The sequence below is a fragment of the Levilactobacillus humaensis genome (assembly GCF_024345185.1).
GTDB classification, from domain to species: domain Bacteria; phylum Bacillota; class Bacilli; order Lactobacillales; family Lactobacillaceae; genus Levilactobacillus; species Levilactobacillus humaensis.
The window spans coordinates 14092-38214 of record NZ_BROB01000019.1 but is presented as its reverse complement, the minus strand read 5'-3'; the positions used below and the strand labels follow the sequence as shown (position 1 = coordinate 38214).

Annotated in this window: 21 protein-coding genes and 1 pseudogene; 13 read left to right on the top strand and 9 right to left on the bottom strand. The window is 51.2% G+C overall.

The genetic code is table 11. The annotated features are described in order from the left end of the window. Positions 1-76: 76 nt before the first annotated feature. The 3 genes from OCU14_RS07520 (at position 77) to OCU14_RS07510 (ending at position 3546) form a co-directional block, all read left to right on the top strand. Positions 77-1252, top strand: a complete 1176-nt coding sequence (locus OCU14_RS07520; RefSeq protein ID WP_261810484.1) for an AI-2E family transporter — start codon at positions 77-79, stop codon at positions 1250-1252. A gap of 170 nt (positions 1253-1422) precedes the next feature. After that, positions 1423-2874, top strand: coding sequence for an ABC transporter permease (locus OCU14_RS07515; protein WP_261810483.1), 1452 nt, complete (start codon positions 1423-1425; stop codon positions 2872-2874). A 12-nt stretch (positions 2875-2886) separates the two neighbouring features. Further along, complete coding sequence (locus OCU14_RS07510) at positions 2887-3546, top strand: ABC transporter ATP-binding protein (RefSeq protein WP_261810482.1); 660 nt, start codon at positions 2887-2889, stop codon at positions 3544-3546. Positions 3547-4274: 728 nt separating this feature from the next. Here OCU14_RS07510 and OCU14_RS07505 read toward each other — a convergent pair. The 4 genes from OCU14_RS07505 to OCU14_RS07490 form a co-directional block, all read right to left on the bottom strand. Next, positions 4275-4991 (bottom strand): B3/B4 domain-containing protein, encoded by a 717-nt coding sequence (locus OCU14_RS07505; RefSeq protein ID WP_261810481.1) that lies wholly within the window; start codon positions 4989-4991, stop codon positions 4275-4277. A gap of 19 nt (positions 4992-5010) precedes the next feature. Beyond that, positions 5011-5505: a GNAT family N-acetyltransferase gene (locus tag OCU14_RS07500; RefSeq protein WP_261810480.1), complete on the bottom strand. Its 495-nt coding sequence runs from the start codon at positions 5503-5505 to the stop codon at positions 5011-5013. Between the two features lie 11 nt (positions 5506-5516). Beyond that, on the bottom strand, positions 5517-5969 hold the full coding sequence (locus OCU14_RS07495) for a MarR family winged helix-turn-helix transcriptional regulator (protein ID WP_261810479.1): 453 nt from the start codon (positions 5967-5969) through the stop codon (positions 5517-5519). Positions 5970-6087: 118 nt separating this feature from the next. Continuing rightward, positions 6088-6579: a pyridoxamine 5'-phosphate oxidase family protein gene (locus tag OCU14_RS07490; RefSeq protein WP_261810478.1), complete on the bottom strand. Its 492-nt coding sequence runs from the start codon at positions 6577-6579 to the stop codon at positions 6088-6090. A gap of 162 nt (positions 6580-6741) precedes the next feature. On the opposite strand from OCU14_RS07490, the pseudogene OCU14_RS07485 reads away from it, so the two are divergent. The 8 genes and pseudogenes from OCU14_RS07485 to OCU14_RS07450 all read left to right on the top strand — a co-directional run. Continuing rightward, a pseudogene (locus OCU14_RS07485) lies at positions 6742-7788 on the top strand (FAD-binding oxidoreductase); the annotation flags it as partial. Between the two features lie 265 nt (positions 7789-8053). Further along, positions 8054-8524: a MarR family winged helix-turn-helix transcriptional regulator gene (locus OCU14_RS07480; RefSeq protein ID WP_261810477.1), complete on the top strand. Its 471-nt coding sequence runs from the start codon at positions 8054-8056 to the stop codon at positions 8522-8524. Between the two features lie 318 nt (positions 8525-8842). Continuing rightward, positions 8843-9595 (top strand): nicotinamide riboside transporter PnuC, encoded by a 753-nt coding sequence (gene pnuC, locus OCU14_RS07475; RefSeq protein WP_261810476.1) that lies wholly within the window; start codon positions 8843-8845, stop codon positions 9593-9595. A 555-nt stretch (positions 9596-10150) separates the two neighbouring features. Next, a complete protein-coding gene (locus OCU14_RS07470) occupies positions 10151-11068 on the top strand; it encodes a magnesium transporter CorA family protein (protein ID WP_261810475.1) in 918 nt (305 codons plus the stop codon). Between the two features lie 388 nt (positions 11069-11456). Continuing rightward, positions 11457-13217, top strand: a complete 1761-nt coding sequence (locus OCU14_RS07465; protein WP_261810474.1) for a thiamine pyrophosphate-binding protein — start codon at positions 11457-11459, stop codon at positions 13215-13217. A gap of 665 nt (positions 13218-13882) precedes the next feature. After that, entirely contained in the window at positions 13883-14338 is a 456-nt protein-coding gene (locus tag OCU14_RS07460) for a MarR family winged helix-turn-helix transcriptional regulator (RefSeq protein WP_261810473.1), read from the top strand. After that, positions 14328-15728: a DHA2 family efflux MFS transporter permease subunit gene (locus tag OCU14_RS07455; protein ID WP_261810472.1), complete on the top strand. Its 1401-nt coding sequence runs from the start codon at positions 14328-14330 to the stop codon at positions 15726-15728. Before OCU14_RS07460 ends, OCU14_RS07455 begins: the two co-directional genes overlap by 11 nt. Positions 15729-15838: 110 nt before the next feature. Then, entirely contained in the window at positions 15839-16258 is a 420-nt protein-coding gene (locus OCU14_RS07450; RefSeq protein ID WP_261810471.1) for a hypothetical protein, read from the top strand. 318 nt (positions 16259-16576) lie between these two features. On the opposite strand, the gene OCU14_RS07445 is transcribed toward OCU14_RS07450, so the two are convergent. The 3 genes from OCU14_RS07445 to OCU14_RS07435 all read right to left on the bottom strand — a co-directional run bounded on the left by OCU14_RS07445 (position 16577) and on the right by OCU14_RS07435 (position 19441). After that, positions 16577-16822: a hypothetical protein gene (locus OCU14_RS07445; RefSeq protein ID WP_261810470.1), complete on the bottom strand. Its 246-nt coding sequence runs from the start codon at positions 16820-16822 to the stop codon at positions 16577-16579. A gap of 566 nt (positions 16823-17388) precedes the next feature. Next, positions 17389-18750, bottom strand: coding sequence for a sensor histidine kinase (locus OCU14_RS07440; protein WP_261810469.1), 1362 nt, complete (start codon positions 18748-18750; stop codon positions 17389-17391). Beyond that, entirely contained in the window at positions 18740-19441 is a 702-nt protein-coding gene (locus tag OCU14_RS07435) for a response regulator transcription factor (RefSeq protein ID WP_261810468.1), read from the bottom strand. Before OCU14_RS07435 ends, OCU14_RS07440 begins: the two co-directional genes overlap by 11 nt. A gap of 180 nt (positions 19442-19621) precedes the next feature. Here OCU14_RS07435 and OCU14_RS07430 point away from each other — a divergent pair, with 180 nt between their 5' ends. Beyond that, positions 19622-19915 carry a hypothetical protein gene (locus OCU14_RS07430; protein WP_261810467.1) on the top strand — a complete coding sequence of 98 codons (294 nt, stop codon included), beginning with the start codon at positions 19622-19624 and terminating at the stop codon, positions 19913-19915. A gap of 56 nt (positions 19916-19971) precedes the next feature. Here OCU14_RS07430 and OCU14_RS07425 read toward each other — a convergent pair whose 3' ends face one another. Then, positions 19972-20853, bottom strand: coding sequence for a LysR family transcriptional regulator (locus OCU14_RS07425; protein WP_261810466.1), 882 nt, complete (start codon positions 20851-20853; stop codon positions 19972-19974). A 206-nt stretch (positions 20854-21059) separates the two neighbouring features. Continuing rightward, positions 21060-21701 (bottom strand): SDR family oxidoreductase, encoded by a 642-nt coding sequence (locus tag OCU14_RS07420; RefSeq protein ID WP_261810465.1) that lies wholly within the window; start codon positions 21699-21701, stop codon positions 21060-21062. 789 nt (positions 21702-22490) lie between these two features. Here OCU14_RS07420 and OCU14_RS07415 point away from each other — a divergent pair. Then, the gene (locus OCU14_RS07415) at positions 22491-23693 is read left to right on the top strand and encodes an NAD(P)/FAD-dependent oxidoreductase (RefSeq protein WP_261810464.1); all 1203 of its coding nucleotides are present in this window, start codon (positions 22491-22493) and stop codon (positions 23691-23693) included. Positions 23694-24123 lie beyond the last annotated feature (430 nt).

The window sequence follows — 24123 nt, the reverse complement described above, 5'->3', positions numbered from 1 at the left end:
GAATTCGCGATTCGGGCTAGTCACGGCCGCCATTGAGCCGTAAACTAGGAGTAAGCCAATTTTGGGAGGGGTCGTTTTGAATAAACTGCGACAGCCAGAGTCGGGATTTTCCTGGTTCTACCAACGGTTTTTAAACAATCATATTACAATATTATTGCTAAATATTTTTTTGCTTTTATTAGTGGTCAATGAGCTCGTCCAAAACGCCGGTCTGTTGGATCCGGTTTGGAAGTTTATCGGCATCACGGCGCCGGCGATCGTGGTGGCGGGGATCCTGTATTACGTCCTCGATCCGTTCGTTCATTTTATGGAACGCCGGTTGAAGTTAAAGGAAGGTCTGGCGATTACGATCGCCATGCTGGTGACGATTGCTATTATCGTCGTGATCTTCCTGATGTTGATTCCCTTTCTCACGAAGCAGACGACGGGGATTATCGCGGCGTTGCCGCAGTTTGCCAATGACGTGATGCGAAAGCTCAGCACGATGAATCATAAGCATCACTGGGTGTCGGCAGCTAATCTCGCTGAAGTTAACCACCGGGTGACGACGTATTTTTCCCAACGGGGTTGGAATATTCTGACGGGGACCTTGAGCTCGCTGGGGAATGTGGTAACGACCGTGAGCGACTGGATTATCACGATTATCACGGCGCCAATGGTGCTCTTCTTCATGTTGAAGGATGGGTCACGTTTCCCGCACTACATCAGTCAGGTGGTCCCAACGGCCTATCGGGAACGCTTTGTGATCATGCTCGACAAGATGAATGCCAAGGTTAGTTCCTATGTGCGAGGCCAACTCACCGTGGCGTTATGTGTCATGATCATCTTTACCACGGGCTATTCAATTATTGGTTTGCCCTATGCGATCCTGATTGGACTCATCGCGGGACCACTGAACTTGATTCCTTACTTTGGGTCGGCGATTGCGCTGGTCCCAGCGATTATCATGGGGGTGGTGACGAGTCCCTCAATGCTACTGGGTGTCGTGATTGTCTACCTGATTGAATGGGTCTTGGAGACGCAGGTCTTGTCACCCCTGATTATGGGAAACAGTCTGGCCATGCATCCGATTACCATCGTCTTTGTCTTGCTGGCCAGTGGTAAGATGTTTGGCCTGATCGGGGTCATCTTTGGGGTACCAGGTTTTGCTGTGCTCAAGGTGTTGGTGACCACCGCCTTCGAGTGGTATCAGGAATATTCGGCGCTCTATCCAGACGTCTTCCCGCCCGAAGATAAGTTGGGTGAGCCTTAACGTTTTATTAACAGATCGATCAATTTTAGAAACGCGTTGAAACGGCGGTATCCTGCGGGATGCCGTCGTTTTTTAGTCTGCGATTAGAAGTCGTCCAAGTTCGGGTTTTAGGTTTGCGATAAGCCCGGTTTGCCATAATCGATCACATGTTATGAATGGAGGCGACTCGCATGAATTTTTTCAAACGAGCCTGGTTAAATATTTGGGCGAAGAAAGGGCGGTCAATCTTACTGATCCTGGTATCGTCCGCGATTTTAATGTTTGTGTTGGCGGGGCTACTGATTCGTAGTGCGGCGGTCAAGGCGACCGAGACGGCTAAGAATGATGCCGGTGCCACCATGACCCTGTCGGCCAATCGACAGGCAGCGTTTAAGAAGATGAGTCAGAGCAGTAGTAGTTCCAGTAGTAAGACGAGCCGACCGAAGCTGACGCTGACGCCGGTGAAATTGAGCGATGCGACGAAGATTGCCAAGCTCAGCAATATCAAGAACTATAACGTGACGAGTAGTACCTCGGCAAATGCCAAGTCCTACGATACGGTCTCGACGACCACCGGTATGGGTGGTAACAGTGGTGGCCCGGGTGGAATGAAGTCATCCACGAGTTCCGGTGATACCCAGATTGATGGGGTAACCGCCACGAGTTTGACCACAACCTTTAGCGATAGCCAAAGTAAGATTACCAAGGGTCGCGGGATCACCGCGAGTGACAAGAATACGAACAATGTGGTTATCGAGAAGGAACTGGCTAGCCAGAATAATCTGACGGTCGGCGATACCATGACGTTCAAGGAAACCAGTGGCGATAAGGCTACGGTGAAAGTTAAAATTGTTGGGATTTACAAGGCCAGCTCGACCAGTTCCGCTAGTGCTGGGCCAATGAGTACCGATCCGTCGAACACGATCTACGCCTCATACACCCTGGCCAACACCATTAAGGGGAGTAAGTATGCGGGCACGGCCGATTCCGTTACCTTTAACGTGACCAATCCGGCCAAGGTCAGCGCCACCAAGAAGGCTGGCAACAAGCTGATCAGCAGTAAGTATTCCCTGAGTACCGATGATGCCAGCTACCAGTCCGTCAAGGCGTCCATGGATAACGTGGAAGGTTTTGCCAACAAGATCGTCTGGTTGGTTGCCATCGCCGGAACCATCATCTTGGCTTTGATTGTCATCCTGATGATTCGCGAACGTCGCTTTGAAATCGGGGTGCTCTTATCCCTCGGTGAGGCGCGTTGGAAGATTGTCGCCCAGTTCTTTACGGAAATGTTGATGGTGATCGTGGTGGCCATTGCGATTGCGGGTGCCGGCGGGAAATTTGTCGGTAATCAACTGGGTTCACAGCTAGTCTCACAGAGTACCACAACCCAGACGACCACGAGCACTACATCCGGTCAACCGGGTGGCAGTGGTCAACCCGGTGGGACTAAGGGTGGCTCTGGTGGTCCGGGCAATATGCAGGCCACAAGTACCAAGACCAAGGATCCTAATTTAGAAATTGCGGTGAGTGCCGTTGACCTGGCCGAACTCGGTGGTTTTGGTTTAGCCATTACCTTCCTGTCGATCATGATCGCTTCCGGTGGGATTCTCCGACTGGAACCGAAGAAAGTACTGATTTCTTAAGGAGGACTGTCGATGTTAAAAACACAAGACCTGGGTTACTGGTACCAGGATAAAACACAACCGTTGTTTCAAGGCATTAACCTGACCTTTGAGCCGGGCAAGTCTTACGCGATCCTGGGGCACAGTGGGACCGGGAAGACGACGTTTCTGTCGTTGATTGCCGGCCTCGACAAGCCCAAGGAAGGTGACATTCTGTTGGGTGACCGGTCATTAAAACAGATCGGTCTGACCAATTACCGTCGCCATGACGTGGCGATTGTCTTTCAGGCGTACAACCTCTTTACCTACATGTCGCCGATGAATAATCTCCTGACGGCTATGGCCATCACGGAGGCGGAACATGCCGGGGATCGGGCGTATGCCAAACAGATTCTAAATGACCTCGGGATCGGGGATGACCTGATCGACCGTAACGTCCAGCACCTCTCTGGTGGGCAACAACAACGGGTGGCAATCGCCCGGACCATGTGCTGTGATGCGCAACTGGTTGTGGCCGATGAACCAACTGGAAATCTGGATGAGGACAATACCAAGGCCGTGATTGACCAGTTTCAACGGATTGCCCACGAACAGAATAAGTGCGTGATCATTGTGACCCATGAACCGGATGTAGCCGCTCAGTGCGATCATCAATATCGGTTGGAGAATAAGCAGTTTACGCAGTTGGCTTAATTTGGCCGCCTGCGGCTGCCAGGGATTCCGCCTGCTGTGGGGAACGCCTCCAGCCAAAAGCAGGCTTCCAGCTCGCATTGAAGCCCCGCCAGGGGCGCGGGTCTCCAACGTCGTCCCAGTCTGTAAGGCTGAGAAAATCACTCAACCTAACAGACTCGTCACGGCTGGCTCCATCCCTGGCCTCCTTCGGCTAAGATTGCGTGTAAACCACAACTTTGTAAAACAGATTGTCGCAAATTGGCTCTCAGGCCGCACAACGGAGGCTCGCCAATTAAATTTGTCCGGTGGTTCATCGGACATGAAATTTCTTGTTCGTATTCATTTTACGTACGTTTAAGTGTCCTCAAAACTTAACAGATACAAATAAAAAAATCACCACAGATTCTGTCATTGTTGACGGAACTTGTGGTGATTTTGATTGAGTAACTAATTCAAGGAATGAATTGCTAGTCGTTGGATATAATACTAGTTGACCATTAAGTGTCACTAACGGTCATTCAAAAAACAAGTATAGCCGGAGGAGGTCAGGGATGGAGCCGGCCGTGGAGGTGGCGTTAGACCGAGTGACTTTCTCGGCCTTACACCACGGGCGACTTTGAAGACCCGCGCCCCTGGCGGGGCTTCAAAGCGAGCGAGAAGCCCGACCCATAGGGCTGAAGCGTCCCCACAGCAGGCGGAATCCCTGACAGCCGCAGGCGGTCACATTTAACAAGACCTTTGAATTAAGCCTAGTCCACCAAATTAGTGGAGGCATGGTCGGCGGTTAAGAGAGTGGTCGTCCCAGTAACCTTGAAGTAGTGTTCGCAAAGGCCCTTCAGTTCCTGAATGGCTTCGCTAGCACGTGCTGCTTGGTCGGCATTGATGGCTTCGATGACCAGCACGGCATTCGTCGTGTCTTCCGTCAACATGGTCCGTTGGGCTTCACGCCAGTTGAGGCTGCGGCAGATGGCGCCGTCGTTATCATAGTAGATCATTTCGCCCGGCAGAGCAGGAGAGTCTTCGGTGTCACCTAAGGGACGGAAGCCTTCGCCACCCTGAGCGAGACCGAGGTGGAGGTCACCGGCGATGGCGTCGATATTTTCCCCGCCACAAGGTGAGGCATATTTTAGTGAAATACTGTTGTAGATGTCGACCAGGGGATTGATGGGACTGAGATGCTTGCCTTGGCTGATCCGTTTGAGAAGGGCTTCGATTGAAGAACGGGCGCCCTTCTTCGTCTTGAACTTCCGTAAGGCATCCCGCCATTCGGCGATGACGGCATTTTCTCTAAAGGTCTCGTCGGTGATGAATTTTTCGGATTCGCGGGCCCCATCGTTAAGGAGTTCTTGGAAGTAAGGGTCGTCGGCTTCGTTGACGTGGTTGTCGATGCCTTTGAGGGTTAAAATACTGATTTGACCTTGAGGGAACAGTTCCCAGAAGGAAGGATCGATGATGGCTTGTTTCATAAATGAACATCTCCAAATTTTATATTTTTTTGGTCATGATGAGATCGGTTTGTGTGGCGGAGCCCAGCTGAAAGGGATGACTGCTGGTTTGCTGGAAGCCCTGAGAGCGGTAAAAAGCGATGGCAGCTAGATTGTGTTCCCACACGCCGAGACGTAGCTCAGATTTGTCAGCTAACTGGGCGCGACGGGCCGCAAAGACAATGGCCGCGGCGCCATAACCTTGGTGTTGGACCGCAGAGGTGAGATAGAGTCGCTGAATTTCCAAATAGTCCGTGTGGCTGACCAGTTTGAGATACCCGCGAACCGCATTCGCAACCTGGATAAAGTAGAACTGACTGTTAACGTCAGCTAACTCACTGGCCAACTGGCTAGGACTGAAGGCCTTCGTCAGGTAAGCTTGGAGGTCGGCTGCGGTGTTTTGAGCCCCAAAGGCATCTGTGAAGGTGTCAATGCTGAGGCGTCGTAATTCAGCTAGTTGGTCGGTGGCCACAATGGTGAAAGTTGGTTTAGTCATGAGTGAACCTCTTAATACTGACGTTTCTCACCGCGTTTGACGGTGTTGTAGTCGTCTTCGATATTTTTCGCAACCTGTTCTAGCAGATCATGTAGTCTCACTTGATCGTCAGGTGAGATGCCGGTCAGGGCAACCTCGTTAGAGTACAGGTTCTCCCGGTGAATGAGGGGGTAAACCTGACGGCCCTTGTCGGTGACGTAAATCTGTTTTTGCTTCTTGTTAGCGGGATTCATCTTGCGTTCTAGCAAGCCGTTTTTCTCCATCTTCTGAATAGCGCGAGCCGCCGTGGTCTTGTCGACCTTGATGAGGTTGGCTAGGCGCTCCAGGATGATGCCTGGGTGCTCGTAGACGCGGACCAGGTAAAGGTACTGGCCGCGGGTGAGATTGACTTCCTTGAACTCGATATTGGCGATGGTATCTAACGCGCGATCGATGATGCCAATGGATCTTAGAATATCTGGCAAGTGCTCACTTCCTTTTATTTCTAAAAAAACGCGTAGGCCTAGTATAAAACGATTAAGTTGCATTTGCAACAAAAAGCTCAAATAAAAAAATCTGGGTATCAGCCCAGATTTTCATAAGTTAATTTTTGTCTTTAGTGGCTTCCTTGGCAGTCATGCCAGTCACGTCGATCCGGATAACCCCGGTATATTCGACGTCGGCAGGCTTTAGGGACTCGTCACGGCTACCCAGCTCGTGATCTAGAATCAGTTCTAAGGCTTCGCGCTTTTCTTTCAAGTCGGTGACCAGGCTGGCATTCCCGGTTCCCATGATGCTCTGGTAGGCGTACCCGTTGTTCGACAATTCCCCATCAGGGGTGTCGTAACGTTCTGCCTTGGCAACAATGGAGAAGGCGACGTGACCGTCCTTGGCGATTAAATCACGCTTCTTGCCTTCCGGTGCCCCGTGAAGGTAGAGGTGGAGTAGGCCGTCTTCATCAAATTGGAAACCATAGTTTGTTGGTACCACGTAAGGGTAATCACCATCGTGCATAGCCGTATTGATGACGTGACCTGTCCGTAAGAATGCCTTGAGCTTGATTAAATCGGTAACCTGTAGATTTTTTCGACGCATAGCTAAATACCTCCTAATTCGATACCTCAATTATAGCGCATTTCATCACAATGGAACCGCTTTTTCCAAACAGATCAAGTTGGCCGAGAAATCAATAAGGTATTCTTTTTGAAGTGGTGCTATGATGACCTTGATTCCAAAACACAGAAAGAGGTCCTACAAATGACAGTATTCAGTGCATACTCTGATGAAGAAATCCTCGAGTACCTGACGTCTCAAGTTAAGGATGGCACGGTCGAAACCGATATGGCCACGCTCAAGAAACAATCGTTTAATTCGAATGCTTCTGGTGGTGAAAGTGGGTTGGCTCGGGCTTTTGTCGAGGTTGAAAGTGTCGCGGATATTCAAGGGGTCTTGCGGACAGCCCGTAAGTTCCACTTACCTGTCATTCCGCAAACCACGGCAACCAGTACCGTTGTCGGTTCCGATGGCCAACCGGGTGCCTTGATTCTTTCGACTCGGCAAATGAATCGAATTCTAGAAATTGATAAGGAAGATTCCGTGGCGGTTGTCCAGCCCGGCGTCATTAATGGTGATTTGGACCAGGCTGCCAGAAAACGGGGCTTGTTCTACGCGCCAGACCCTGGTTCTAAGCCAATCTCATCGATTGGTGGGAATGTGTCGACCAATGCTGGTGGGATGAGTACCGTGCGCTACGGGGCAACCAAGGATAACGTCTTGGGGTTGAAAGCCGTCTTGGCAGATGGCCGTGAAATCAAACTGGGGGGCCGGACTTTAAAGCAGGCCTTTGGCTATGATTTGACGCAACTCTTCGTGGGATCCGAGGGAACTCTCGGGATCATTACCGAAATTACCGTAAAATTAATGCCAATCCCATTGGGGCAAACCGTCATGGGTGTGGCCTTCTTCAGTAACATGGGCTCATTGGCGAAGGCCGTGACCGCCATTCGGATGTCCGGGGTCTATCCAACCATGTTGGAAGCCTTGGATGGCAATACCGTGGTGGCCTTGGACAAGTTTGAACACACGCACTACGCGTCAAATAGTGGCGCCATGCTAATCTTTAAGCTCGAAGGATCTAGCCCTGAATCCATGGCCGTGGTTAAGGATCTCTTGGCTAAATATGATGGCCAAAATGTCCAGGTCACGGATGATGAACAGGAACAGACCGATCTGGAACAATTACGGCGTGACATGTTGCCCGCCGTCTTCGCTGGTCAGAATCATTTGATGCGGAGTCAGACGATCTCGAGATTCAACCTTGGGAAGCCCGCCTGTATCATTTAAGAAAACTGGAGTAAAGTTTTAGCGGGGCGGACCGGGTTTAAAACGCGGCCGCCTTTTTTATACCCTAAACTTTTTTACAAATTAGTGAATTCCTATTGCATTTCTGCAAATTGTTCTTTATTATTAAATGTATAGATATTTCTATGGGGTCAACCATTTTGCGTATTGCTAATCGTGTTAATTATCTTAGCGGTTAGCGAGTGAAGATAAGGATATGATGAATACTATGGCAAAGAGTAAGGTCGTTCATGCGGAAAGTTTTTTCGAATCTTACATGGAGTTAAAGCGAGAATTGGAGAAGTCAGCGACACGGTTCCAACGGGCAATGGGGATTTCCGTGGATCAGTACGCGATTCTACACCATATTTTGGAGGAACCCGGTAAGCTAACTTCGGCTACAGTCGCTGACAGTCGTGGGATTTCTCGCGCGGCAGTTTCACGCGGAATCTCGCAATTAATTCGCCGGGGCTATGTGCTGCAAAGCTATCAGTCTTCCGATCGCCGAGTACGTCCATTATCATTGACGGCCAGCGGTGAAGCCTTAGAAATGGCTTGTCATGACCTCTTGGTCAAATCGGCCAAGGTCATGAGTCACGCCGAGTTGGCAGCCGGTGGCAGTCAATTGACTGTCAGTGAGCTGACTCAAATGTTGGCGGTGGCTACGGCCAAGGCGACCTCAGAAACACCCGAGTCCTAATAACCAACGCATGAATTATAAGCTAGGATCAGTCGCTTGCGACTGGTCTTTTTCTTTTCCCTCAAACCAACGAATATGTGCAACCCCTGGGACTGTTTATTTTTGTTTCACGGCTGTGACTGCCTAAACGTAAGCGCTTACGACGGCCAAAAGCGGCATGAAACAAATTTAAAAAGAGGCCGCAGAATGGAAATTTACGTGCTATAATCGATCCTGTTGTTCAAATTGAACGCCACAACATGTTGTGCTAAATGACCACTTCACCGGTGATGAAATACTAGATGTGGTTAAAGAAAATGAAGAGGGAGCGCAATTAGCATGAAGCATTATATTCAATTTTTATCCCACCAACTCAAAGGGTGGCCACAACAAAATTATTACCTGTTCTTCTTTAGCCTAGGGTGCCAAGTCATGACGCTGGTCGGCCAACAAATTACGTTGCTGACGGTCTTGACGTTTATTGGGACGACGCTGGGGGTTCTCTGTGTCCTGGCGATTAACGCGGCGAAGTCAGTTAATGGTTTTCTTGGCGTGCTTTCTGCGATCTGCTTCATTATCACGGGGTATGCGGCGAAGAACTATCTGAGTATTTTCGAACAGGTGGCCTATGTGGCGACGCTGGATATTCCGGTGCTCCTGAGTGCTAGCTGGAACGTTAACATGGCATCTAAGATCCGCAAGTTTACCGGACGGACCTGGGTCATTGCGCTGGCTTCAACGGTGGCCATCTACCTGGTCTCTGGCTGGGGGATTGGCACCTTCACCGACGATCCACGGCCTTGGGTCGATGCCATTAGCTTCGCTATCAGTCTGACCGCTGGGGTTATCTGCTTCCTGCGGTTCAACAACCAGTATGTCTGGTGGATTGCTTCTGGCCTGGCACAAATGGTGCTGTGGTTCATTTCTTTCCGTCAGGGTTCGGCAACGTTGGCGATGTTTATCAACAGTTCTGTTTACCTGGTTAACGACGTCTTGGCCTTCACCATCTCGCCTTGGTATAACGAGAAGGAACGGCAACGGGTCATCAAACAGGAAACGGCCTATGCCGCCAGCTTGGAGAGTAATAATTAATTCGGTGTCAAAATTTAGTGATTGAAGGGGTCGTCATTTTCGGGCGTGGGGTCCGGGTGTGACGACCTCTTTGTATTTAGTTGGCGTCTAAGTGCGTGAGATTGGCCGCCTGCGGCTGCCAGGAATTCCGCCTGCTGTGGGGACGCTTCAGCCCCTTGGGCTTCTCGCTCGATTTGAAGCCCCGCCAGAGGCGCGGGTCTTCAAAGTCGCCCGTGCAGTAAGGCCGAGAAGAACACTCGGTCTAACTGTACCGCCACGGCCGGCTCCATCCCTGGCCTCCTCCGGCTAAGATTGTCGGTGACTTGAATATAGAGGAAAGGTCATCCAGCTGCTGGACGTACCGAGCATCAACCCACAACCTCCCCGACAAATGTTCCCAATAAGCATTTCTAACTGAAATTATGGTTACCTTGACCGACTGGATCGTCCCTAATCGCGATAGTCCAGTCCGCCGCACCTGACCGGTAGTTGGGGTGCCAATCACCAAAATTTGGCGGTAAAAGTTAGTCCCTCGTGGTACACTGTAAACAGCGTTTTAACAAGGAGCGGAATGACATGATTGTTGAAAGAAAGATTGGGACGGGGGAACAAGACCTGGTCTGGGTAATGGCGATGGTTGAGGACGATGCCGATCGGGAGAATTTACAGGTTAATTATGGCCTGACCGATGAAATTCTAACCTACGTTACCGATGAAAACGAACGGTCCCACTATGACCGTGACGAGTATTTGAACACGCAACTCTTCGTGTTCCACGTGCCAGTTGTCGTGGATCAGGTGTCGCAACGTTATATCACGCGACCGGTCACATTTTTACTGAAGGGCCATCGGGTCTTTTCCATTACAACCAAGAATACCCAGTGGGTGAACCAAACGTTGAGCGAACGACTAAAGTTGGAACAGATTATGGATACCAATGAATTTGTTTTGGTTGGGCTATTCATTTTGTTTGACCAGTTCATTCCACCCATTCGCAAGATTAATGCGGAGCAGAATCGTTTGGACCGGCAACTTAATCAGTCACCGGATAACAAGGATTTAATCGCGTTGTCTAACCTGCAACAGAGTCTGGCGTACTTCGTCAGTGCCACCCGCAACAATGCCATGATGGTGGTTAATCTCAACAATACGCCCTTTGGCAAGCAACTCTCGGATACCAACAACGAGCGTCTGACGGATGCTGTCATTGAAGCACGCCAAACGTCCGAAATGACGGCGATCGAAGCGGATGTCGTCGACCGGATTTCCAAGACATTCAACAATGTGCTGAATAATAACCTGAACGACACGATGAAGTTCTTGACTATTTGGTCATTGGTTTTGACGATTCCCACCATTGTGACGGGATTCTACGGGATGAACGTTAAACTTCCATTTGCCAATCAGGGCGTTTCCTGGCTAATTACCGTGGCGATCATGGTTGGCGTCATGGCCTGGGTGGCCTTGATGCTGAAACACCGGCATTTTTGGTAAAGAAAAGAGTGTGCCAGAGGGCGCCTAGTCGGCGAGCATTAACGTCGTCAAGAGAATCATCCCGAACCTGGATGATTTTCTTGACGGGGTTAAGCGGAGTCGGCTGCCCTCTGGCACACGTTTCGACAATCTAAATTCAAAAAAATGAAGGGCCTGGGATAGATTCCAGACCCTTTTGCGTCTCCAAGCTTATCAGACTTAATGCTCGCCGGCTAACCGCCTGATGTCACACTCTTTAAAATTGAAAGCGCTTCATAAGTGAAACCTTTCACTAACAAAAAGTAAGTACAGTTACTGGTATTCACCGTGAGTTGGGACTATGATGTGACTAATCAATGATTTTGGGGTGCTGAATGACTGACACCTACACCAAAGGAGCGCGGTTCAAATGACAAAGATGATTGCGGGTCAAGCATTGGTCAAAGTTTTAGAGGCATGGGGTGTCGATCACCTCTACGGCATTCCTGGGGGTTCTATCAACCATACCGTTGAAGGCCTTTATCTGGAAAAGGATAAGATTCAATATATCCAGGTCCGCCACGAAGAAGTGGGGGCTTTAGCCGCTGCGGCTGATGCCAAGTATACCGGTAAGGTCGGCGTTGCCTTTGGTTCCGCCGGTCCTGGGGCCACACATCTCTTTAACGGCCTCTACGATGCCAAAATGGATCACGTGCCAATGTTGGCGTTAGTCGGTCAAGTTCCTCAGCCAACCATGAATACGAATTACTTCCAAGAAATGGATGAGACGCCAATGTTTAGCGACGTGGCTGTCTACAACCGGACCGCTACCACGGCCGAACAGTTGCCTTACATGGTCAACCAGGCCATTCGTGAAGCTTACCGGCAAAAGGGCCCAGCCGTGGTCATCATCCCCGAAGATTTGTCAGCAACGGAGATTGACTACGAACCTGTCAAGACACCCAACACGGTCTCAAACACCTACACCCAAACGATCGATCCCGCTGCGGTAACCGCCACACTCGACCTGATCAAGGATGCCAAGCACCCCTTAATCTACGCTGGTCGTGGGTTACTCGGCGCCAGAGACGAACTGGTCAAATTCAGTGAACAGTTCCATATTCCCGTGCTCAACACGGTACCTGCTACTGGCGTGATCCCCACCGATCATCCCAACGCTATTGGGACATTTGGTCGTTTAGGCTCCAAGTCTGGGTTTGAAGCGCTTCAGCACACCGACCTGATTCTCTTCCTCGGGTCCGAGTTTCCATTTGCCCAGTTCTGGCCAAAGAATATTAAGATCATTCAAGTTAACGATAATTCCTTTGATATTGGGAAAATGGTCCCGATTGACTATGCCGTAATCAGTGATGCCAAGAGTTATCTCCAGGCCATGATCGCTACCGGTGAAACCTTGCCAGAGACAGATTGGTTGCGCGCCAACCGACAGAACAAGCAGAACTGGAATACCTGGTTGGTCCAACAGGCCGATGACGACAGCAAGGGTCTCGCACCCGAAGCTGTCATGAAGAAGGTTGCCAGCATGGTTGGCCCTAAGGATACCTATGGGGTCGACACCGGGAATGTTTCCGAATGGTCTGTTCGTGGTTTACCAATGGATAAGCAACAACGCTTCGTACTTTCTGGTCTGTTTGCCACGATGGGTTATGGCTTGCCAGCCGGTTTAGCCGGGGCCTTGAGCGTGCCCGATGGTCAAGCCTGGTCCTTCTCCGGTGATGGTGGGTTCGCCATGGTGGCCCCCGACATCATTACGGAAGCCCGCTACGCATTACCAGTCATTAACGTGGTCTTCAGTAACCGGCGTTTCGGATTCATCTATCGTGAACAAGTCGACACCAAGCAACACTTGTACGGGGTTGATTTGACCGATGCCGACTGGGCTAAGGTTGCCGAAGGACTCGGTGGGATTGGCTTCACCGTCTCCAACAACGCCGAAGTCGAAGACGTCTTCGATCAAATCAAAGACCTGCAGGCTAAGGGAAACCGCAAGCCAATCGTGGTCAACGCCGTTATCAAGGACGACGACCCAATCGGCACAGCCTTCATGCCACTCGATGCCAAGCTCTACGGCCAAGAAATGGTTGATGCCTACGCCAAGACCAGCCACATCGATCCTAAGGCACAACCAGCTTTAGGTGAACTGTTACGGGCCAAGGGTGACAATCTCTAAACTTAAATTTAACTGTCGCATGTGATCACACTTGATCATGTGCGGCTTTTTTGATCTGTTGTTTAAGTTGGTCGCCTGCGGCACCTAGACAGAAGCCCCCATGAGGCAGACCTGAAGCCTGGAGAGCGGTCTTCAGGGCAACCTTGAACCTCGAAACCCACGAGTTTCAAAGTTGGCCGTGCTCTAAGCCGAGACAAAACCTCGGCTAAGACCACCGACACGGGGGTTCTGTCTAGGTGCCTTCGGCTGGGAAGTGTAGGATATGCCGCGATTCCGTTAAGGGTTAGAAAACTGACAGGTCAACTTTGTCGGAAGTCATGCCGAGGTGGGCTTATCGCACGTTTGGGTTGCTGTTATTGTCGCCGTTTAGTAAGGATTAGCTATTCAATATTAGAGGGTAGTTTATCATCGAAATAGAGTTGGTGGTGGCTGGGAGTGTAGTCCTGTGTCGGTTCTGTTGATCCGGTGGTTTTCCGGGTCTACAGAACGGGACGCCTTTAAGACCCACGCCCTTGTGGGGCTTAAAGCGAGGGAAAAGACCGCTCTTTGGCTTTACCCGTGCCCCACAGGACGGAACTCCTAGCCACCGCCGACGGTAATTAACCCTTGCATTTCCTAAACATTCAGGTTAAAATTGTTAGCTGACTAACAAAAGGAAGTGTGACATGCCAAATAGAAGATTGGGAGCCTGGCTACGAGATGCCGAGCACCAGATGGATTTTGAAATGAATGAGTTTTCTAGACAATATGACCTCACAGGGATGCAGATGTCCGTGATTGATTTTCTCGGTCGGCAGGGAACGGCCGATACCTATCAGTTAGACGTTGAGCGGGAGTTTCACGTGCAACGTTCTACGGCGTCGGTGATGATCAAGCGAATGGTGGAACGTGACCTGGTTTCTCGGGTAGTGGCTAGCGGTGATAGTCGCAAACGACAACTGCAACTGACGGCCAAGGGGCAACAATTGGTCCCGATCGTCACGACCTATTTGAAACAACAGGATGCCAAGATGTTGGAGGGGATGACGGCCAACGAGGCTGCCACCTTTCGTCACGCGTTACAGAAGGTTTCACAGTGGGGAAAGTCCATCCCCGGAGAGGAGTTAGCTAATGGCAAGTGAAAAAATTGAACCACGCGTAGTCGGGGCCGTTCTGGCCACTGGTCTGATGTCTTTGAGTGGGGTCATCGTGGAGACCGCGATGAACATCACTTTTCCCACGTTGATGAAGCAGTTTGATGTGACGACGGGGACCGTTCAATGGATGACCACGCTGTATCTCCTGATCGTGGCCTGCATTGTGCCGATCTCCTCGTATTTGAAACGACGTTTTAAGTTGAAGTCGCTGTTTGTGACGGCCAACCTTCTATTTATCGCGGGTTTGCTACTAGATGCCATGGCACCAACCTTTACGTGGTTGTTGCTGGGCCGGGCTGTTCAAGGACTCGGAACGGGGATTGCGTTACCTTTGATGTTTAACATCATTCTTGAACAGGTGCCACTGAGTCGGATTGGGTTGATGACCGGGATTGGCACGCTGATCACGGCCGTGGGACCCGCTATCGGGCCAACCTACGGGGGTATTCTAGTGACCAATTTCAACTGGCGCTATATTTTCTGGATTCTGGTGCCCTTTCTGATCATTTCATTCTTTGTGGGAATTCGGACAATCAAGCAGGTTGTGCCCACGAAGCGGGAGTCTTTCGATGTTCTCAGTATGATTGCCGTGATTATGGCCTTCGGGGGCCTGATTTACGGGTTCAGTTCGCTTAGCAGTCATAATTGGCTGAGCTGGTCGGTTCTGGGATCCTGGATCGTCGGCATCGTTGGGGTGATTGGCTTTGTTCGCCGATCAGATCACGTTGACCATCCCCTGATTCAGCTGGCCGCGGTGCGCAACCACGCCTTTGCCTGGTATTTACTGGCCTTCTTTCTGGTGCAAACAACCGCGCTGGGACTATCCTTCATCCTGCCAAATTACCTGCAATTGGTCGATCAACAGACGGCATTCGTGGCCGGACTGGTGGTCCTACCGGGAGCTGTTATCGGGGCTGCTTTTTCGCCGATCGGGGGTCAAATCCTAGATCACTTCGGGGCTAAGCGGCCAATTCTCTTGGGCTTGAGTGTTGTTGTCATCACGTTGATTCTGATGACGGTCTTTGCTAATCATCTGTCGGTCGGGGCTGTGTTGTGGCTCTACGTGGCCTACATGATTGGGATCGGCGTCGCCTTCGGGAACATCATGACGGCTGGCTTGAAACAACTGGGGGCCGACCTTAAGGCGGATGGTAATGCCTTAATGAACGCCCTCCAGCAGTTTGCTGGGGCCATCGGGACCGCTGTGGTTTCCGCGATTATCGCCGCTAGCCAGGCCTCTGGGACCGGCAGTACGGCGTTGAAGACGGCACTGGGGTCTAAATGGGCCTTGCTGGTGCTGGTAGTGACCGGACTCGGGGCCTTACTCAGCATGCTGGGAGCCTTTCGATCCGAAAAGAAATCGACTGAACGTTAGTATTGCAACTACCCTAACCAGGTCAGTTTCCGTTAGCCTATTGTTAAGCTTTCCTGTGCTACACTGGGAGTCCAAAAGCGGAACCCAACTTGGAAAGTGAGGCGATTCAGATGCGGTTTGATTGGCGCTATGCGTTTCATTCGTTCTGGTTTCTCCTGATGTTGATGCTGATGATGAGTCCGTTGATTTTTGAACCCATCGCATCTAGCAAACAGTTGGCGGTAGGGGCAATGCTCGGACTGGTCATTGTTGACGGCCTGTTCACTCGCCAGTACCCGTACTTCAGTCGGTTTGGTCGGCAGGGATTTGAAGGCTTAGTTGGTTTTATTTTCTTCACGATCATCGCTTGCGTGGCACCTTATTTTCCAAATTGGTCGCCCGCAATTTGGGGGTTTATGAGCTTTTGCGTCGCCAGCTTTGGCGGGACCTTGGATGGCTACCTGGTCTATCCGACGAAAATTATGGTGGGACAGACCCGCAAACAGTTGCGGCGGCAGTCGGAGTTTACCCACAAGCCGATTCCCCATTAAGAATTGATAGTCAATTTGATTGAGAGTTTGGGATGAAACCCAGGCTCTTTTTTTCGTGGTGGCTACCTAGTCGAAACGTGCGCCATCAGGCAGTCGGTTCCGCTTAACCCCGCTAGAAAACTAATCCAGAACCGGGATTAATTTCCTAGCGACGTTAATGCTCGCCGACTAACCGCCTGATGGCGCACTCTTTTAATAAAAAAAAGCCCCCAAGTCAAGCAGCTTGGGGGCTAAGGTTAGGGGTCGATTTAGTGGTGAATGGGAACTCTCTCTGGAGATCTTTAATTCACGCTCGGCGATTAATTTTTAAGGGGGATGTTACATGGCATACGTCCAATCGTAGGCTAAGAGTTGGTGGAACTTTTCGCCAATTGGGACCCAAAGCTTGGCTTTGGCAATGTTAGCGATGGATTCCCAGAACAAGGGATCCTTGCGTTCCTGGTCGCTTAAGTTCAGGTTGACGTAACTCCCGGCTTCCGTCTTGGCGATAACGTAAGGGTAGAAAACCTTCGTAATCTGGGCGGGTGTTACCGTATGAATTTGCGGGTTGTCATCAATCAGCATAATCTCACGCTTCCTTTCAAATTATGACGTCTGAGTGGTCGCTCTTTGGTCGCCTCGGTTGGTCAGGAGCGCCGTCCTGTGGGGCGCGGTCGAAGCCCAAGAGCGGTCTTCGACCGCGCCTTGAAGCCCGTAAACCAGGTCTTCAAGGCGTCCCACGCTGTAAGGCCGGCAGATCACCTACCTAACACCGTCGACACGGGACTCTGCTCCTGCCCAACCGAGGCTGAACGACATTCATAACATAATAGATGAACCTAAAAGATATGATGTTATGAATCCAATTTCAGCCGGAGGCAACCAGACAGAACCCCGTGTCGGTGGTCTTATCCGAGGCTTTTTCTCGGCTTAGAGCACGGCCAACTTTGACACTCGTGCTTTTCGAGGGCCAAGGTTGCCCTGAAGACCGCTTTTCAGGCTTCAGGTCTGCCTCACCGGGTGGCGTCTGGTTGACGTAGGCGGTTATACAGGTAGTGGTAAGTGCCACTCAGATATCATCTATGGACCCAGTATACCTGGGAAAGGTCGCTTTAGTCCTTGGTTTCAATTAAGGATTACCTGAGAATTTCTTATTTTTCTTTTGCGGTGGCCAAGGTCACAGTAAATCGGCTACCGTGAGGGGCATTGTCAGTGACGGCAATGTCCCCGTGATTGAGGTTGACCAGTTGGGAAACGATGGCGAGTCCCAGGCCACTACCCTCAATCTTGTTGGATCGTGCGGCATCGACGCGATAGAATCGTTCGAAGATGTGCTCGCGGTTCTCCGGAGCAATCCCCGTTCCCTGGTCGGCTATCGTGAGGGTGACGTGGTCGTCGGCTGTGGCAACGGTCACCGTAATCGGTTGGTCTGCCGGTGAGTATTTGTGGGCGTTGTCGAGAAGGGCCGTTAGGATTTGATGGAGCATGTCCTGATTACCCAGGGCCATGGCCGGCGTTGTGGGGCCATTAAACGTTAATGGTTGGCTGACCAGGGGTTGGTAGTGCTCAACGACGCCCTGGGCCATGAGCGCGATATCTAGGGGTTCTAGGGTGACCGCAGCTCGATCGGCGCGCGACAGGTGGAGTAAATTCTCAATCAGATGTTGCATCCGCAGGGATTCCTGGTCGATGAAACCCAGTGATTCGGGGATGACCTCGGGATGTTGTTCCCCACGCCGTTCAATTAATTTAAGATTACCGCGAATGGTGGCGATGGGGGTCCGAAGCTCATGCGAGGCGTCGGAGATAAATTGACGTTCACGTTGTAGCCGACCGTTCTGAGCGGCGAGGAGTTGGTTGAAGTCGCTGGCCAGTTGGGCCACTTCCACCGGCTCCGTTGGCCGTGGTAATTCTGGCTGCGCACTCTCGGGATTGGCCGCGGCTTGTTGGGCCGCCTGGGCCAAGGCAATGGTGGGGGCACTGATGCGGTTGGCCAGCCGGCGAACGTAGACTAACCCAATCAGAAAACTCAGGCCGATAATAATGATAAGCACGGCAATTAAAATGTGGAGATTACCGACCAGCACGTGCATGCCAATGAAGAGATCGTAGGTTCGGCCCCCGGTTTTGAGCGATTCGGAGAAGTAGAGCCCCCAGCCTTTGAAATAGGTCAGATGGGTAAAGGGAATCGACCAGGTCTTGGCCGCGGCTAGTGCTGCCCCTCGTGGAAGTAGTGAAGTTGTGGTGCCATCGGCCTGTTTGATGAAGACAAACGTGTTGTGGGAGTTCAGCCCACTGGCCTGATTAACCTTGAGCCAATCTTGAAAATTACTGACCTGAGAGGTCTGGAGGCTGGCACTCAGCTGAGCCGCTTGGTTCTGGGCACGGGTGAGTTGATCGACCACTAGGGTGATACTGACCGTGAGGACGATGACGATCCCAATGGTTACGAGCAGACCGGTAAACGAGTGACGAATGATATCCGCATATGATCGCGGCTGTTTATTTTGCATCAGCATCATCTTCCTTTAGGCTATAGCCGACGCCACGCACCGTGTGAAACAGATGTGGGGCGTCGCCCACGTCAATTTTATTGCGAAGGTAGCCGATATAGACATCGACCACGTTCTGTTGGCCAAGGAAGTCGACCCCCCAGACATTGTCGAGGAGTTCGTCTCTAGTGAAGACTTGGCCGGGATGTTGGAGTAAAAAGAGTAAGAGATCGTATTCCCGTTGGGTGAGTTGGAGGTTACGCCCGCCGCGGTCGACCTGGCGGGTCTTGGTAACCAGGGTGAGGTCGCCTAGATGGTAGGCTTGATCACGACCGGTTTGATGTTCGGATCGTCGTTGGATGACCCGAATTCGAGCAAGGAGTTCTTCGATTTCAAAGGGTTTTGTGATATAGTCGTCGGCGCCAGTATCTAGGCCGGTGACCTTGTCGCCTAGGTAGTCGCGGGCCGTCATCATGATCACAGGAAGGTCGTCGTGCTTGCGAATCCAACGGAGAACCTGCATACCATCCATCTTGGGTAACATCCAATCTAATAGGATTAAAAGGAGGTCGTCGCGTTTTTCCTGATACGTCTCCCAGGCTTCCTCGCCGTCTGCGGCCGTGATGACCGTAAAGTCTTCAAAAGTGAGTTCCTTGGCAACGTAGCTGGCGAGGCCTTCCTCGTCTTCGACCAGTAGAATTGTATTTTTCATAAACGCAGTTACTCCTTCGTGTGGTGGTGTTTAATGGCATAATAACACAATGCCACGAGTGGAAAATAAGAAATTCTTATGTCCGGCTTATTTTAACCTCAAGATTAGCGGGCGCGTCGCATGGTATAACTAAGTCATCGAAAGCAAACAGCCAAAACAACTAACTGAGGAGTGGTTAAAATGACTAAAATTAAAAAGATGATGACTAAAGTAATGCTCGGTGCAATGACGGTGACAACGCTACTGGCGACCTCTGCTGGGGCCTCTGCCGCAACCAAGACGACGACCAGTGACAATGCCCCTGAGATTCGGACGTCCATCCAGCTGAGTGACCGGCCCAACGCCGGTATCCAACCCGCCAAGATCCACTTACAACGGGTCACAACCAAGAAAATCTCCAGCCAAGTCCAAACGGCCGTCGATGCCAGCGCCCTAAACCTGGACAACAAGCACGACGACCGTCAATTAAAATAACTATAATCAGTAGAATAGAAGCTAATTCGAGCGTGATTGTCGGCTAGAGCCGGGAGTTACGCTCCTTTTAGTTCGCGGCGAACCAAATCGATGAAGGCCTGAGTGGCGGCGTTGGGGTGTTGTCCCTTACGGGTGACCAAGCAAATGCGGAATGGGGGCACGTCATCTAGTAGGGGTAACGCGATCAGCGGATCGCTCTGCGAGATGGCGAGGTCAATCAGCAGGCTGACCCCGGCATTGACCGCGACCAGCTGTTTGATCAGCTCGACCTGACTGGTTTGAAACCGAATCTGAGGCGTGATGCCAGCGTCAGATAGCTGGTGGAAGACGTTATCTTGCACGTAGCCGGGTTCCAACATGATGAAGGGGTCGTCAACGAATTCGCTGAAGCTGACCCGGTTACGGTTGGCCAGGGGATGTTGTTGGCTGACGATGATGGCAAATTCGGCGGAAGTGAGTTCCTCCACATCCAAGGTATCGGCTGGTAGGCTACCAGCGGTCCCAATGAACGCGGCGTCCAGTTCGCCGGCCAGAAGTTTCTGGAGGATCTGGTTAGATCCGCCTTCGACGGGCTTCAAGGCACTGAACAAATCAGCCTCTTGCAAGGCTGGTGCCAGTTGAGGTAAAAGGTTTTGACTAATAATGGGTGGTAAACCCAGACGAACAGTGCCCTTCTCCAGACTGACTAAGTCTTGCTGGGAACGGTGATATTCATTTAAGATACGGCTAGCGTGAGCGTAGAACTGGTTGCCAGCAGGGGTCAGCGTGACCTCGCGGCGGGATTGCCGGCGATCGACCAAGGGGATGGCCAATTCCTTTTCCAGCCGGCGTAGCGCAGCCGATACCGCGGGTTGGGTCACCTGAAAATCTTCGGCGACGCGAGAGAAGCTCTGACGGTCTACTAATCGGGTAAAGTATGCTAAGTCTTTAAAATTCATGCGCTATTTCCTTTCCAGTTGTTAATCATTTATAAACTTATTTTATCACATCGGGGATAAACAATTTATACCAATTAGTGGGTTATGTACTGTTTTGCGTGGCATGGAAAAGCAGACAAATGGTCAATTTTGCCGGAATGCCGGTCTTTCGGGAAAGAAAAAGCACGTCACCCAAGTTGGCTGACGTGCTTAAAAAGTTCTTAAATTTAGTGAATGATGGCGTCAATGGCCGTGTCGCCATTAACGAATTCAATCGTTTGCTTTGATTGGGGATGTGCCACGATGGCGGCAACCACTGCGGCCACGTCGGTCCGACTGACGGACTTCGTGGTGCTATCGGCCGTCTGGGTGGTGATCTTGCCAGTTGGGGCATCATTGGTCAGGATCCCAGGACGGACAATGGTGTAATCAAGGCTGGTGCGGTGCTTGAGCCATTCGTCGGCGTAGAACTTTGCCACGTAGTAAGGACGAATACCAGACTTGCTCCAGAGGGACCGGTCGTCGGTACCCATGGCACTGACGATAATAAAGCGTTTGATCCCGGCCTTTTCCGTGGCAATCATGGACTTAACGGCCCCATCGAGATCAATGTTTAAGGTCATGTCGTCGCCAGTACTGCCACCGGAACCGGCAGAGAAAACGACGGTGTTGATACCAGCCATGGCGGCGGCCAGGTCATCAATACTTCCCATCAGATCGACCGTGCGGGGTTGGCCCCCTAAGGCCTTTAATTCTGCGGCCTGGGCGTCGGAACGAATCCCGGCATAGACGGTTTCACCCATAGTTGCAAGTTGTTCGACAATGTGCTGGCCAACGTGGCCGTGAGCACCAATTACTAATGTTGTCATGAAGAAATCCTCCTTGAATGGTTTGGCTTCTGGTGTTCCGCCTGCGGTGATCAGCGGGCCGTCCTATGAGGCACGCCCGAAGCCAAGAAGCGGTCTTCGGACTCGTCTTTAAGCCCCACAAGAGGCGTGGGTCTCAAAGGCGGCCCCTGCTGTAAGACCGGAAGAACACCGGTCTAACACCACCGACACAGGACGGCCCGCTGATCACCTCCGGCTAAAGGATACCAACCGTTAATAGTGATAGTTATATGCGGTAGACGCAACCGGAGGTCACGAGACAGAACCCCGTGTCGGTGGCCTTAGTCGAGGTTGTTTCTCGACTTAGACCACGGCCAACTTTGAAACTCGTGTTTCTCGAGGGCCAAGGTTGCCCTGAAGACCGTACTTTGGCTTCAGGTCTGCCTCACAGGGTGGCGTCTCGTGACTGCAGGTGGGAACAACCACCAAACCTAATTAACTTAACTAACCTCTACCTTAAAGGTTTCGTGAGGAGATTTCAGCTAAAGCGACTCGCTAAGGTCTGGGGTGACTGCCACACTGGGTTAACCAATTCGCTGGCCATTTAGTCGAACTAAGTGTTGGATTTGTGAAATATTTAATAAACCGCTTTCAATGGCTTTTCACCTGATAACTCGTATAATAGAAGTAAATCATCCCTGATGATTAGGTCACCCGCTGATTTCTCCGGGGGGAGTGGTCGTTGGCTAAGGGATTATGACCTTAGCCAATTAACGGATTAACAAACTAACCGAACTTCAGGGAACTCTAGCAGAAAAGGGGTCGTTTAATATGGCAACGATTTTAGTTCTCGGTGGTGGCTACGCAGGCATGCGGGCAATCAAGTTCCTACAACGTGAGGTACCCAGTGAAGATAAAATTATTTTAGTTGATAAGACGAGTACCCACACGGAAAAAACCAATCTGCACGAGGTGGCGGCGGGGACCATTGCGCCTGACCGCATCACCTATGAAATTAATGATGTTATCAGTAGTCGCGTGGACTTCATTCGCGACACGGTGACCAACGTGGACGTGGACCAGAAGCAGGTTACGTTGACGGATCACGAACCCATTACCTATGATTATTTGATTGTGGCCTTGGGCTTTCAGTCCGAAACATTCGGATTGAAGGGTGCCGAGGAGAATGCCTTGCCAATGGATGACTTGGCAACCTCCGAAGCCGTCTACCAACACATTGAGGCCAAGGTGAAGGGCTATGCCCAGAGCCAAGATCCCAACGACTTGGTTGTTGCGGTCTGTGGGGCTGGGTTTACCGGGATCGAACTCCTGGGTGAATTGACCCAGTCACTGCCAAAACTCCAAACCCGCTATAATACGCCAGCCATCAAGCTGGTTTGTCTGGAACGGTCACCAGCCATCTTGCCAATGTTTGACAAGTCCCTGGCAGACTATGCGATGGCCTTCATGGCAAAGCACAATGTCGAAATGAAGTTAGGGTCCAACATCAAGGAAATCAAGCCCGGCGCAGTGGTTTACAGTGACGGCAATGATGAGGAGCACGAAGAGACAGCCAACACGATCGTCTGGACCGTGGGGGTCAGTGGATCACAAGTTATCGCAGATTCTGGTTTCGAACAACGTCGGAACCGGGTTGTGGTTGAACCTGACCTGTCCTTAGCCGATCATCCTGAGGTTTATATCGTTGGGGACGTGGCCGCTGTCATGGATGCCGACAGCGAACGCCCATACCCCACCACGGCCCAAATTGCCTTGGCCTCTGGTGGTCAAGCAGCCAAGAATATTGGTTTACAACGGCGTGGTCGTGAGACCATCCCATTCGTTTACAAGTCTGTCGGAACCGTGGCCTCACTGAGTGACCGCGACGGGATCGGAGAAATTTTCAGTAGCAACCGTAAGATCAAGGGCTACATGGCTTCTGCCATGAAGAAGGTCATCACCGACCGTTCCTTACTGGAAAGTGCCCACCTGAGTACCGTCTTCAGTAAGGGTCGCTTCGACTTGTACCACTAAAATTTAAATAAATAACATAAGATAACCACATTAGATCGTCCTAGGTTTGGGCGACTGATGTGGTTATTTTCACCTTTTGCTATAAATGTCCGCGAGTGGCTGAGATAATAATTTTGTTGATTTGGGTCAGCCCCATTGGTTATAGGAGAGTTGTATCACTGAACAAGCCGAGGCTGGATAGTTGGCATATTGTGATGCGTTGCCATGACCGTCGATCTTAGCCGGAGGAGGTCAGGGATGGCGCCGGCCGTGACGAGAATGTTAGACCGAGTGGTTTGTCTCGGCCTTACATTCTGGGCGACTTTGAAGACTCACGTTCTTGGTGAGGCTTCAAATCGAGCGAGAAGCCCAAAGGGCTGAAACGTCCCCACAGCAGGCGGAATCCCTGGCAGCCGCAGGCGGCCAACCCAGAAAGTCTAACAACAATCAC

What these genes read in the sequence shown, in the direction of transcription:
- OCU14_RS07515 (WP_261810483.1), top strand. Translation starts at nt 1,423, where the DNA reads ATGAATTTTTTCAAACGAGCCTGGTTAAATATTTGGGCGAAGAAAGGG.
- OCU14_RS07510 (WP_261810482.1), top strand. Translation starts at nt 2,887, where the DNA reads ATGTTAAAAACACAAGACCTGGGTTACTGGTACCAGGATAAAACACAA.
- OCU14_RS07505 (WP_261810481.1), bottom strand. Translation starts at nt 4,991, where the DNA reads ATGAAACAAGCCATCATCGATCCTTCCTTCTGGGAACTGTTCCCTCAA.
- OCU14_RS07500 (WP_261810480.1), bottom strand. Translation starts at nt 5,505, where the DNA reads ATGACTAAACCAACTTTCACCATTGTGGCCACCGACCAACTAGCTGAA.
- OCU14_RS07490 (WP_261810478.1), bottom strand. Translation starts at nt 6,579, where the DNA reads ATGCGTCGAAAAAATCTACAGGTTACCGATTTAATCAAGCTCAAGGCA.
- OCU14_RS07480 (WP_261810477.1), top strand. Translation starts at nt 8,054, where the DNA reads ATGGCAAAGAGTAAGGTCGTTCATGCGGAAAGTTTTTTCGAATCTTAC.
- pnuC (WP_261810476.1), top strand. Translation starts at nt 8,843, where the DNA reads ATGAAGCATTATATTCAATTTTTATCCCACCAACTCAAAGGGTGGCCA.
- OCU14_RS07470 (WP_261810475.1), top strand. Translation starts at nt 10,151, where the DNA reads ATGATTGTTGAAAGAAAGATTGGGACGGGGGAACAAGACCTGGTCTGG.
- OCU14_RS07465 (WP_261810474.1), top strand. Translation starts at nt 11,457, where the DNA reads ATGACAAAGATGATTGCGGGTCAAGCATTGGTCAAAGTTTTAGAGGCA.
- OCU14_RS07460 (WP_261810473.1), top strand. Translation starts at nt 13,883, where the DNA reads ATGCCAAATAGAAGATTGGGAGCCTGGCTACGAGATGCCGAGCACCAG.
- OCU14_RS07455 (WP_261810472.1), top strand. Translation starts at nt 14,328, where the DNA reads ATGGCAAGTGAAAAAATTGAACCACGCGTAGTCGGGGCCGTTCTGGCC.
- OCU14_RS07450 (WP_261810471.1), top strand. Translation starts at nt 15,839, where the DNA reads ATGCGGTTTGATTGGCGCTATGCGTTTCATTCGTTCTGGTTTCTCCTG.
- OCU14_RS07445 (WP_261810470.1), bottom strand. Translation starts at nt 16,822, where the DNA reads ATGCTGATTGATGACAACCCGCAAATTCATACGGTAACACCCGCCCAG.
- OCU14_RS07440 (WP_261810469.1), bottom strand. Translation starts at nt 18,750, where the DNA reads ATGCAAAATAAACAGCCGCGATCATATGCGGATATCATTCGTCACTCG.
- OCU14_RS07435 (WP_261810468.1), bottom strand. Translation starts at nt 19,441, where the DNA reads ATGAAAAATACAATTCTACTGGTCGAAGACGAGGAAGGCCTCGCCAGC.
- OCU14_RS07430 (WP_261810467.1), top strand. Translation starts at nt 19,622, where the DNA reads ATGACTAAAATTAAAAAGATGATGACTAAAGTAATGCTCGGTGCAATG.
- OCU14_RS07425 (WP_261810466.1), bottom strand. Translation starts at nt 20,853, where the DNA reads ATGAATTTTAAAGACTTAGCATACTTTACCCGATTAGTAGACCGTCAG.
- OCU14_RS07420 (WP_261810465.1), bottom strand. Translation starts at nt 21,701, where the DNA reads ATGACAACATTAGTAATTGGTGCTCACGGCCACGTTGGCCAGCACATT.
- OCU14_RS07415 (WP_261810464.1), top strand. Translation starts at nt 22,491, where the DNA reads ATGGCAACGATTTTAGTTCTCGGTGGTGGCTACGCAGGCATGCGGGCA.